Source organism: Candidatus Methylomirabilis sp. (assembly GCA_036000645.1).
Classification (GTDB): domain Bacteria; phylum Methylomirabilota; class Methylomirabilia; order Methylomirabilales; family JACPAU01; genus JACPAU01.
In genome coordinates this window covers 1-10,613 of sequence record DASYVA010000136.1, presented here as the reverse complement: position 1 = coordinate 10,613, position 10,613 = coordinate 1, and the positions used below count along the sequence as shown (strand labels likewise).

At 71.0% G+C, this 10,613-nt stretch carries 12 protein-coding genes and 1 pseudogene; 1 reads left to right on the top strand and 12 read right to left on the bottom strand.

Features of this window, described 5'->3' with window-relative positions; translation table 11 throughout:
- The 12 genes and pseudogenes from atpA to rpmH form a co-directional block, all read right to left on the bottom strand.
- Positions 1–1,016, bottom strand: a 1,016-nt coding sequence (gene atpA, locus VGT06_07680; protein ID HEV8663000.1) for a F0F1 ATP synthase subunit alpha, incomplete at its 3' end; no start/stop codon positions are given.
- A 25-nt stretch (positions 1,017–1,041) separates the two neighbouring features.
- Complete coding sequence (atpH, locus tag VGT06_07675; GenBank protein HEV8662999.1) at positions 1,042–1,596, bottom strand: ATP synthase F1 subunit delta; 555 nt, start codon at positions 1,594–1,596, stop codon at positions 1,042–1,044.
- Between the two features lie 168 nt (positions 1,597–1,764).
- A pseudogene (gene selD / locus VGT06_07670) lies at positions 1,765–2,730 on the bottom strand (selenide, water dikinase SelD).
- 169 nt (positions 2,731–2,899) lie between these two features.
- The gene (locus VGT06_07665) at positions 2,900–3,286 is read right to left on the bottom strand and encodes a polymer-forming cytoskeletal protein (GenBank protein ID HEV8662998.1); all 387 of its coding nucleotides are present in this window, start codon (positions 3,284–3,286) and stop codon (positions 2,900–2,902) included.
- A 168-nt stretch (positions 3,287–3,454) separates the two neighbouring features.
- Positions 3,455–4,330, bottom strand: coding sequence for a ParB/RepB/Spo0J family partition protein (locus VGT06_07660; protein ID HEV8662997.1), 876 nt, complete (start codon positions 4,328–4,330; stop codon positions 3,455–3,457).
- A 13-nt stretch (positions 4,331–4,343) separates the two neighbouring features.
- Entirely contained in the window at positions 4,344–5,126 is a 783-nt protein-coding gene (locus VGT06_07655; protein HEV8662996.1) for an AAA family ATPase, read from the bottom strand.
- A gap of 134 nt (positions 5,127–5,260) precedes the next feature.
- Entirely contained in the window at positions 5,261–5,800 is a 540-nt protein-coding gene (locus VGT06_07650; GenBank protein HEV8662995.1) for an RsmG family class I SAM-dependent methyltransferase, read from the bottom strand.
- 31 nt (positions 5,801–5,831) lie between these two features.
- Positions 5,832–6,524, bottom strand: a complete 693-nt coding sequence (locus VGT06_07645) for a R3H domain-containing nucleic acid-binding protein (protein HEV8662994.1) — start codon at positions 6,522–6,524, stop codon at positions 5,832–5,834.
- 127 nt (positions 6,525–6,651) lie between these two features.
- The gene (gene yidC, locus VGT06_07640) at positions 6,652–8,334 is read right to left on the bottom strand and encodes a membrane protein insertase YidC (GenBank protein ID HEV8662993.1); all 1,683 of its coding nucleotides are present in this window, start codon (positions 8,332–8,334) and stop codon (positions 6,652–6,654) included.
- A gap of 14 nt (positions 8,335–8,348) precedes the next feature.
- The gene (gene yidD, locus VGT06_07635; protein ID HEV8662992.1) at positions 8,349–8,612 is read right to left on the bottom strand and encodes a membrane protein insertion efficiency factor YidD; all 264 of its coding nucleotides are present in this window, start codon (positions 8,610–8,612) and stop codon (positions 8,349–8,351) included.
- Positions 8,530–8,886 (bottom strand): ribonuclease P protein component, encoded by a 357-nt coding sequence (gene rnpA / locus VGT06_07630; GenBank protein HEV8662991.1) that lies wholly within the window; start codon positions 8,884–8,886, stop codon positions 8,530–8,532. Before rnpA ends, yidD begins: the two co-directional genes overlap by 83 nt.
- A gap of 26 nt (positions 8,887–8,912) precedes the next feature.
- Positions 8,913–9,047, bottom strand: coding sequence for a 50S ribosomal protein L34 (gene rpmH / locus VGT06_07625; GenBank protein ID HEV8662990.1), 135 nt, complete (start codon positions 9,045–9,047; stop codon positions 8,913–8,915).
- Positions 9,048–9,425: 378 nt separating this feature from the next.
- Between rpmH and dnaA the strand changes: the two genes are divergently transcribed.
- Positions 9,426–10,613 (top strand): chromosomal replication initiator protein DnaA (gene dnaA / locus VGT06_07620; GenBank protein HEV8662989.1); only part of this gene is annotated, 1,188 nt, incomplete at its 3' end.

Sequence of the window (10,613 nt, the reverse complement as noted above, 5' to 3'; positions counted from 1 at the left end):
TCGGTGATGGAGATGACGTTGGTGGGTATGTAGGCCGAGATGTCCCCCGCCTGGGTCTCGATGATGGGGAGGGCGGTCAGGCTGCCCGCTCCCTTCTTGTCGTTGAGCTTGGCCGCCCGCTCCAGGAGCCGGCTGTGCAGGTAGAAGACGTCTCCCGGGTAGGCCTCGCGGCCCGGGGGCCGTCTCAGGAGGAGCGAGATCTCGCGGTAGGCCGCGGCGTGCTTGCTGAGGTCGTCGTAGACGCAGAGGGCGTGGCGCTTGCTGTCCCGGAAGAACTCACCGATCGCGCAGCCGGCGTAGGGGGCCAGGTAGAGGTAGGGGGCGGGGTCGGCGGCGGCGGCGGCCACGATGATCGTGTAGGCCATGGCCCCGAACTCCTCGAGGGTCCGGGCCACCTGAGCGACCGTCGACTGCTTCTGGCCGATGGCCACGTAGATGCAGATGACGTCCTGCCCCTTCTGGTTGATGATCGTGTCCACCGCGACCGCGGTCTTGCCGGTCTGGCGGTCCCCGATGATCAGCTCGCGCTGCCCGCGGCCGATGGGGACCATGCCGTCGATGGCCTTGATCCCGGTCTGGAGGGGCTCCCGCACCGGCTGGCGGTCCACCACCCCGGGGGCGATGACCTCGAGGGGGTTGAAGTGGGTGGTGGCGATGGGCCCCTTGCCGTCGATGGGCTGGCCGACGGGGTTCACGATCCGGCCGACCATGGCGTCGCCCACCGGCACGGACATGATGCGCCTGGTCCGCTTGACCTCGTCCCCTTCCTTGATGAGGGCGGCCTCGCCGAGGAGCACCGCTCCCACGGAGTCTTCCTCCAGGTTGAGCGCGATGGCCATGACCCCGTGGGGCAGCTCGAGGAGCTCGCCCGCCATGCAGCTCTCCAGGCCGTGGATGCGGGCGATGCCGTCGCCCACCGTGAGCACGGTGCCCACCTCCGCCACGTCCACCCCGGCGGTGAAGCCCCCGAGCTGCTCCTTGATGATCCTGGTGATCTCCCCGGCGCGAATCTCCATGGCGATTTTTTATCGACCCCCCACCCTAGCGGCCCCGGACCAGGCTTTCGCGCAGGGCCTGCAGCCGGCCGCGCACGGTGCCGTCGTACGTCTTGCCTCCCATGCGGACGAGCAGGCCGCCGAGGACCTCGGGGGCCGCCCGAGCGGAGAGCTCCACCCCGCGGCCGGAGGCCTTCTGGAGGGCAGCGGCCAGGGCGTCCCGCTGCGCCTTGGAGAGGGCCACCGCGGAGACCGCCTCCGCCGCGACCACGCCCCGGTGGTCGTTCCACAGCTCGCCATAGGCCTCGCCGATGCCGGGGAGGAGAGCCAGGCGGTCGCGCGCCACGAGGAGGTCGACCAGCCGCTCGAGGAGCGGCCCCGGGCGGGCCTTCTGCCAGAGCGCGGCCAGAACCTTCCGCTTCCGGTCCACCCCGACCGCGGGGTGCTGGAGGATTCGCGCGAGCTCGGGGTTGCCGAGGAGGAGGTCCCCCACTTCGAGCAGCTCCTGCCGGAGCCCCTGCGCGTCGCCCTTGTTCTCGAGGACGACCTCGAGGAGGGCGCGCGCGTAGCGACGGGCGAGGGCCCGGGACGGGCCCCTCATGAGGTCCCCCCGCGGCGCTCCCGTGGGACCGCGGCAGTCGACCTCGTCCGCTGGTTTTCCCTCGGTGACAGTTTCATCGCGCTGGTCGGCCCCTGGACCGGGAGCCCTCGGTGCGCAAGCGGGGGGAATCTACCACGGGAGCAAACGGGCAGTCAAAGATGGCGCGGGTCAGTCCACGAGGACGATCGGTTGCGGCCCCGCGGGGACGGCGCGTCCGATGGCTCGCGCCTCGGGCCGCTCCGCCAGGAGCCCCGCGAGATGCTCCGGGCGAACGAGGAGGAGGAGACCGCCCGAGGTCTGCGGGTCGTAGAGCAGGACGCGCAGGGCCTCGTCCACCGCCGTCCGCGACTCCACCTGCGGCTCGAACTCCCGCCGGTTGGCCTTGAGGCCGCCCGCCTGGAAGCCCGGGGCGAGGCTTAGGGCCGCTTCGAGCAGCGGGAGCTCGGCGGGCCGGATCTCCAGGGTCAGCCGGCTCTCCCGGGCCACGTTCAACGCGTGGCCGACGAGGCCGAACCCGGTCACGTCGGTGGCGGCCCGGACGCCGTGGCGGAGCGCCGACTCGGCGGCCGCGCGGTTCAGGGTGGCCATGGAGCGCGTGGATGCGGCGACGGCCGCTTCCGGGGCCCGCCCGGCCTTGAGCGCGGTCGCGATCACCCCCGTGCCGAGCGGCTTGGTGAGGACGACCACGTCCCCGGCCCGGCCCCCCGCGTTGGTGAGAATCCGCTCCGGGTCCACGAGGCCGGTGACCGCGTAGCCGAACTTGATCTCGGGGTCGCGCACCGTGTGTCCCCCGAGGAGCACGCAGCCCGCCTCCCGGAGCTTGCCCGCCCCGCCCCTCACGATGGCGGCCGCCCACTCCGGAGGGAAGTCGCTCTCGGGGAAGCCGGCGATGGCGAGCGCGGTCAGGGGCCGGCCCCCCATCGCGTAGACGTCGGAGAGGGCGTTGGCGGCGGCGATCGCCCCGAAGGCCTCGGGATCGTCCACCACCGGGGTGAAGAAATCCACCGTCTGCACGAGGGCGGTCGTTGAATCGAGACGGAACACCCCGGCGTCGTCCCCGGTCGTGTGGTCCACCAGCACCCGAGGGTCGTCGTTCGCCGTCAGTCCGCCCAGGACCTGGGCGAGCTCGGAGGGCCCGAGCTTGCTCGCTCAACCCGCGCAGGCCACCCGCTCGGTCAGCCGGCGGATCCGCTCCCGCTCGTCGGTCATCTCCCCGTCCCTTCCGGTCCGCCTCGGCCGAGTATAGAAGAACGTATATAAGGTCGTGCCCTCCCCGCGGGGAAAGGCGGGGCGGGACGGGCGGTCAGGAGCCGCCGCCCCCCGCGGGGAGGAAGGCTCCCTTGGGCGGGGAGCCCATCTGACAGTCGCCCTGGAAGAACGCGCCGTCCTCGATCACGAGCTTGGGGGAGATCAGGGTGGCCTGCACCTTCGAGCCGGCCAGGAGCTCGATCCGTTGCCGCCCGTGCACCCGCCCGCTCACCGTGCCCCGGATGGAGACCACTCCGCAGTCGATGTCCGCGTCCACCTGGCCCGACTCCCCGATGATCAACGTGTTGTCGGAGACGATTTTCCCCTTGAGGCGCCCGTCGATGCGGAGGGTGTCCCGAAAGCGAAGCTCCCCCAGGAACTCCGTCCCTTCGTCCATGAAGCCGTTGAGATCCTCGGCCGCCAGGCCTTTGAGCTTGATCATCGTTCTTCGACCCCCCACCCTGTCCCTCCCCACGCAGGGGGAGGGGAACGCTGTTGCTCGTCTGGCTCCGCGCCCTTCTTCGACCCCGCCCCTATCTCTCCCCGCGAGGGAGAGGGGAACGCCGTCGCCACTCGGGGCCACGATAGCACGGGGCGGGGACGGCCCTCGTCAACGCCCGCGTCCCGCCCGGAGGAGGAGCTCGAACAGCCGGTTCAGCTCCGCCTCGCTCGAGAAGGGGATGCGCAGGGTCCCGCCCTTGCCCCGACGACTGATCCGGACCCGTGTCCCCAGGGCGGCCCGCAGCCGCTCCTCGGCGGCCCGGGTGTTGGCGTCGCGCCGGCTCGAGGTGCGCTTCCGGGGCGCGCGCAGGAGAGCGACCCGCCGCTCCACCTCCCGCACCGAGAGCCCCTTGCGGGCGACCTCCCGCCCCAGGGCCACCTGGTCCTCGGCCCCGTCGAGGGCGAGGAGGGCGCGGGCGTGGCCCGCGTCGAGCCGGCCCGTGGCGAGGAGGTCGCGCAGCTCGCGAGGGAGACGGAGGAGGCGGAGGGTGTTGGCGATGGTGGACCGCTCGCGTCCCACCCGGCGCGCCACCTCTTCCTGGGTGAGGCGAAACTCCTCCTGCAGCCGGTGGAAAGCCTGGGCCTCCTCCAGCGGGGTCAGCTCCTGGCGCTGGATGTTCTCGACGAGGGCCAGCTCGAGGAGCCTCTCGTCCGGCACCTCCCGCACGACCACGGGGACGGTGCCGAGGCCGATCTGCCGCGCGGCCCGCCAGCGCCGCTCCCCCGCGATGATCTGGTAGCGCTCCCCCACCCGGCGGACGAGGATCGGCTGGACCATCCCGCTCTCCCGGAGGGAGGCGGCCAGCTCGCCGAGCCGGGCGGGGTCCAGGGCCGAGCGGGGCTGGAAGGGGTTCGGGTCGAGGTGGTCGATGGGGACCTCGGCGCTTCCCGGCTCGGACAAGGGGACGGCCCCTCCCTCCGGCTCGGGAATCGGCAGGAGGGCCGAGAGCCCCTTGCCGAGGGCGCGCCGCTTCGGGCCCGTCATGGGCAGCGCCGTCTCACCGGGCGAAGAGGGCCATCTGCCCGTGGGACATGAGCTCCTGGGCCAGCTCCAGGTAGGCCTCGGCGCCCTTCGAGCGGATGTCGTAGAGGAGGACCGGCTTGCCGAAGCTGGGGGCCTCGGCGAGCCGGACGCTCCTCGGAACCTGGGTCTTGAAGACCTGGTCGTGGAAGTGGCCCCGCACTTCTCCGATCACCTGCTGGGTGAGGTTCGTGCGCTCGTCCACCATGGTCAGGATCACCCCTTCGATCTCGAGGCTCGGGTTCAAGGCCCGCTTGATCCGCTGGATGGTGGAGGTCAGCTCGGAGACCCCTTCCAGGGCGAAGTACTCGCACTGGAGGGGGATCAGGACGCGGTCGGCGGCGACCAGGGCGTTCACCGTGAGGAGGCCCAGGCTGGGAGGGCAGTCGATGAACACGTAGTCGAACCGCCCCGTCACCGGGGCGAGGGCCTCCTTCAGCCGGAACTCGCGGGCCAGCAGGGGGACGAGCTCGACCTCGGCCCCCGTCAGGTTGCGGTCGGAGGGGACGAGGGAGAGCTGCTCGAGGTCGGTGGCGATGATGAGCTCCTCGAGCGGGCGCTGCTCGATGAGGGCCTCATAGAGGCTGGGGCGCGACTCCCGGATCTTGCGCCCCAGCCCGGAGGTCAGGTTCCCCTGGGGGTCGGCGTCCACCGCCAGCACCCGGCGCTCCGCGGCGGCCAGGCTGGCCGCGAGGTTGATCGCGGTCGTAGTCTTGCCGACCCCGCCCTTCTGGTTGGCCACGGCGATGACGCGTCCCACGGCTCGTGCCCTACTCTCCCCCTTTGCCGTCGTCCCTCGGCGGGACGCGAGGATAGCACACGCCCCCCGCGTCCATTGCTTCCCCGCGACGTTCCACGTGGAACATGGGCCGGTCGGCCAACGCCCCCGCGACCTCACGCCTCGCGCCGGAAGACCTGCAGGTCCCGCGCGTCGACCGGGCTCGCCTCCCGCCGGAAGGGTCCCGCTTCGCGCGGCCGCCCGCCGAACACCAGCAGGCGCCCGCCCGGCTCGACCATCCGGGCGAGGGGGGCGAGCGGCAGCGCGAGCCCCCGCAAGGTCACGGTGGGGGCCGGAGGCCCCTCGTACTGGTCGTGGCGCAGCCGCAGAACCTCGACGTCGTCCCGCCCGGCCGCGCGGGTCGCCTCTCGCAGGAAGGCCCATCGCCGCGCCCGAGGCTCCAGCAGGACCGCCCGGAGGTCGTCTCGCAGGAGGGCGAGGACGAGTCCGGGCGAGCCGTTGCCCGACCCCACGTCGATCAGCCGTCCCGGATGGGGCAGGGTCAGCGCGGGGAGCACGGGCGCGACCAGGAGACGGACGCGGTCCCCCGCGCTCCGGGCCCCCGTGAGGTTGACCCGCACGTTCCAGCGGGCCAGGAGATCCAGGTAGGCCTCGGCCCGGTCGAGGGCGGTCGCCCCGAGGCCGAGAGCCTCCAGGGGGGCGCGGTGCGGCCGCCCCCCCGACCGGTCAGCCGTCGGAGCCCGGCTCGGGGCGTCCCGACTCCGGCCCCCCGGGCCCCGGCGCGGGAGCGATCGTGACCCGCCGGTCCGCTCCCTCCCCCACGCTGTAGGTCACGATGCCGGGCGCCTCCGTGAGGGCGACGTGGACGATCCGGCGCTCGTAGGCGTTCAGGGGGGGCATGGTGCGGGGCCGGCCCTCCTGCCGGACCGCCTCCGCCAGCGCGTGCGCTTCCGCCGCCAGGGCGGCGTCCCGTCGCTCCCGGAACCCCTCGCACTCGACCCGGACCGGCCGGGGGGCCACGTCGGGGCCGAACATCCGCTGCAGCAGGTGCTCGAACGCCCGCAGGACCTCCCCCCGCCCGTCCTCCCCGAAGAAGAACCCCCGGCCGGGGCCCGCCAGCCGGACCACCACCGCCTCGCGCTCCTCCGCGACCTCGGCCGCCACCTCGATCCCCGCCGTCTCCGCGAGGGCCTGGACCACCTCCCGGATCAAGGTCAGGGGATCGTCCTCGTCGTCGAAGAACTCGCCGGGCTCCGCCTCGCGGGCCGCGGGGCCCGGCTCGTCCAGCATCACCGCGATTCGCGCCGGGGTCGGCTGGGCCCCCACCCGGCCGGGCGAGCCGGGGTCGAGCACGACGTAACGCAGGGCCGCCACCGGGAGACCGAGGGCCGCTCCCGCGGCCGCCAAGGCATCCTTCAAGTCTCTCCCGCTAAAAGCCCGGTCCTTCATCGACCCCCCACCCTATCCCTCCCCACGTAGGGGGAGGGGATCGCTCTTCCACGTACGGCTCCGTAACTTCATCGACCCCCCACCCTGTCCCCACCTTTTACTTGCGCTTCCGGCCCCCCGCCGCGGGCTGGTGGACCTTGAGGATCCGGAGAGTCAAGGTCTGCTGCGCGATGGAGCACAGGTTGCTGGCCAGCCAGTAGAGATTCAACCCCCCCGGGGCCCAGAGGAACATCCCCGAGAGCATGAGGGGCATGATCATCATGACCCGCTGCTGCGCGGGGTCCATGGTGCTGGGGGTCAGCCTCTGCATGACGAACATCGACACTCCCATGAGCACCGGGGTCAGGAACAGGGGGTCCTTCTGGGAGAGGTCGGTGATCCAGAGGAAGGACGCCCCCCGCAGCTCGATGGAGACCGTGAGCACCCGATAGAACGCGATCAGGAAGGGCATGGTGAGCAGGATGGGCAGGCAACCCACGAGCATCTGGGTTCCCATGCTCATTCCGTGCTTGGCGTAGAGGGCGCCCATCTCCTCCTGCATCTCCTGGCGCTTGGGGTCCATGAGCGGCACCTTCCGGTAGCGCTCCTGGATCACCTTCATCTCGGGGGAGATCCGGGCCATCTTCATCCCGTTCGCGATGCTGTAGTGCCGGAAGGGGGCCATGGCGAGGTTGATGAGGACGGTCACGAGGACGATCGACCAGCCGTAGTTCCCCACGTGCGAATGGATCCAGCGCACGAGTCCCATTAGGGGGACCACGATCGGGGGCCCGATCCAGTCGCCCATCTGCCAGATGACGAGGCGGGCGAGCTCGTGACCCGCCCGGGACATCTCGTGGTAGTCCTTGGGCCCCACGTAGAGGAGGGCGGGCTCCGGCCCCGGGCCGAGGTCGACGCTCACGAGAGGCGCCTGGTTCGGCTTGCCGTCGTCGTGGACGGGCAGGCTGACCGGGCGGAGCGCGACCCCGACCCCGCTGGGCGGGGGAACGAAGAGGGCCGCGAAGTAATGGGTCTCCACCCCGGCCCACCGCACGACCCCCAACGTCTGGCCCGAGGGGGGGAGCTTCGCCGCCGGGAACTGCTCGATACCCCCCCCACCGAGGGCCACTCCCTGGGGCGGCTGGTAGCCCTGCACTTCCCGCTCCGCGTCCGTGGGGTTCCCGACCCCCGGGCCCCAGATGACCTTGACCCCGAGGGGCTGCCCCCCTTTGCGCACGGACGCCTTCACCGCCACCAGGTAGCCGTGGTCCGAGAACGTGAGCTCCTTGCCGGCCACGACCTCGGAGTCGGCGAACTCAAATCGGAGGGTCGCGGGGGCGCCTTCGCCGACCATCAGGCTCTCCGTCGAGGGCCGGAAGAGGGCCTCCCGCAGGCGGCTGTCCACGGCGGGGTCCCCGGTTTCGAGGTCGAGGGGCCGCGGGCCGGAGGGCGCGGCCTGGACCATCTCCTCCGGCCGGCCCCGCCCGTCGGCGAAGCGGAGGAGCTTCCAGGAGACCAGCCGGGCCCCCCGGTTCGTGAAGGCCACGCTCAGGTCGCGGCTCGCCACCTCCACCCGACGCTCCTTCTCGTCGGTCAGCACGCGCCCCGGGGCGGGGGGCGGCGACGGGGGGGCGGCAGAACGGGGAACCCCCTCCGGCCGCGCGGGCTCCGTCGCCGCCGGGCCCCCGGGCCCCGGGGACGCGACCGGCGTGGGCCGACGCGGCGGGGGAAACAGAAGGGAATGGGCCGTGAGCACGAGGAGCGAGAGCGCGACGGCCAGCAGGAGACGGCGTTCGTCCATGGGTGGAATCTTTCCTACGGGACCGGGTCGTAACCCCCGGGATGGAAGGGATGGCAGCGGGCGAGGCGCTTCACCGCCAGCAGCCCGCCTCGCCGGGCGCCGTGGCGGCGGATGGCTTCCTCCGCATAGAGGCTGCAGCTCGGCGAGTACCGGCAGAACCCGCCCAGCAGCGGCGAAAGGAGAATGCGGTAGGCTTCAACCCCGAGAAGAAGGATGCGGGCGGCGATTCGGGGCTCGCCGCCTCTCGGCGAGACGCCGCAGCCGGTCCTCGTACTCACGGTCCACCTCCGCCTGGGATCGCTCGGCCAGCTCGCGCTTCGGAACCACCACGATGTCAAAGGAGACGCCCTCCGCGAACGCGTGGCGCCGGAAGCTCTCGCGCAGGAGCCGCTTGGCCCGGTTGCGAGCGGTGGCCGCCCCGACCTTGCGGCCCACGGTGAGCCCCAGCCGGTGGTGGGAGCCGCCGTTCTCCGCGGCCACGAGCTGAAACAGCGGCCCATCGAGGCGCTGCCCGGAGCGGAAGACGCGCCGGAACTCCCCCGGCGTCTTCAACCGCTGTTCGGGCCGGAGCCGCCCGCTCAGGCGGAAAGCCGCTTCCGCCCCTTCTGCCGGCGGCGTCTCAGCACCAGCCGGCCCCCCTTTGTGCGCATCCGCACCAGGAAGCCATGGGTCCGCTTACGCTTCCGGTTGTTCGGTTGGAACGTCCTCTTCATGATCGAGCCTCGGCCGCCGGGCGCCTCCGGCGTGGGAAGGAAGCCCCTGCTTCCAGGACAAACTCGAAAGTATAGCGCCTCCTCCCATCGCCGTCAAATTGAGGCCCCCCGCGGCCTCGGAGTCACTCTTGTCTCCGCCCGGACGCCTGTGATACCGTTCAGGCTTCAGGGCAGCGATCGCTTCCAGCCTTCCGTGGTCCCTGTGCCGGCTTTTCCACAAGTGTTGAAATCTCTGTGCAAAAGGGGCTTCTCGCGCGGGCCAGGGCAGGCCAGACCGGCCATTAACAGCTTAAGTGGTTAGTATACAATGACTTGTTGCTATGGCCATCATTGCTTTCCCTGCCCCCTACCCCTCCCCGGACCCGCCGAGGACCGGTCGTGAACCTCTGGGACGAGATCCTCGCCAAGGTCGAGAGCAAGGTGAACCGCCACAGCTTTGCGACCTGGTTTCGTCCCACGAGCTACCTCTCCCTCGACGGGTCGCGGCTCCTGGTCGGAGTGCCCAACGCCCAGTTCCGCGAATGGCTGACCAAGAACTACCAGGGCGTGCTCACGGAGGCCCTTCAAGAGCTCGGTCGCGCCAACGTGCATGTGATCTTCGAGGAGGCCGCAGAGTCCGGCGCTCCCTCCGAACGGACGACCCCCGCACCCGAGCGCGACTCCTCGTCCCTGAATCCGAAGTACACCTTCGACAGCTTCGTGGTCGGCTCCTCCAACCAGTTTGCCCACGCCGCCGCGAGGGCGGTGGCGGAGATCCCCAGCAAGTCCTACAACCCGCTCTTCATCTACGGCGGAGTCGGCCTGGGCAAGACCCACCTCATGCACGCCATCGGCCACTACATCCAGGCGCGTCAGAAGCGCCTGAACCTGCTCTACATCTCCGCCGACCGCTTCATCAACGAGATGATCAACGCCATCCGCTTCGACCGCCTTCCCGCCTTCCGGCAGAAGTACCGCTCGATCGACGTGCTGCTGGTGGACGACATCCAGTTCATCGCCGGGAAGGACCGCACCCAGGAGGAGTTCTTCCACATCTTCAACGCGCTCCACGATGCCCAGAAGCAGATCGTGATCTCGAGCGACTGTCCGCCCCGGCAGATCCCGACCCTTGAGGAGCGGCTGCACAGCCGCTTCGAGTGGGGCCTCATCGCGGACATCCAGCCCCCGGACATCGAGACCAAGGTGGCCATCCTCCGCAAGAAGGCGGAAGCGGAGCGGGTGGAGATCCCCGAGAACGTGGCCCTCTTCATCGCCAGCAAGGTGCGGACGAACATACGCGAGCTGGAAGGCAGCCTCATCCGCCTCATCGCCTACGCCAGCCTCACCGGCCGCGACATCGACCTCTCCCTCGCCCAGGAGACCCTCAAGGACCTCCTGCACACGGAGGACAAGGCAATCACGATCGAGATGATCCAGAAGTTCGTGGCCGACCACTACAACGTCAAGCTGACCGACCTCAAGGCCAAGAACAACGCCAAGTCGGTGGTGGTACCCCGCCAGATCGCCATGTACCTGACCAAGACCCTGACCGGAGCCTCCCTCCCGGAGATCGGGAAGGAGTTCGGG

What these genes read in the sequence shown, in the direction of transcription:
- atpH (HEV8662999.1), bottom strand. Translation starts at nt 1,596, where the DNA reads ATGAGGGGCCCGTCCCGGGCCCTCGCCCGTCGCTACGCGCGCGCCCTC.
- VGT06_07665 (HEV8662998.1), bottom strand. Translation starts at nt 3,286, where the DNA reads ATGATCAAGCTCAAAGGCCTGGCGGCCGAGGATCTCAACGGCTTCATG.
- VGT06_07660 (HEV8662997.1), bottom strand. Translation starts at nt 4,330, where the DNA reads ATGACGGGCCCGAAGCGGCGCGCCCTCGGCAAGGGGCTCTCGGCCCTC.
- yidC (HEV8662993.1), bottom strand. Translation starts at nt 8,334, where the DNA reads ATGGACGAACGCCGTCTCCTGCTGGCCGTCGCGCTCTCGCTCCTCGTG.
- rpmH (HEV8662990.1), bottom strand. Translation starts at nt 9,047, where the DNA reads ATGAAGAGGACGTTCCAACCGAACAACCGGAAGCGTAAGCGGACCCAT.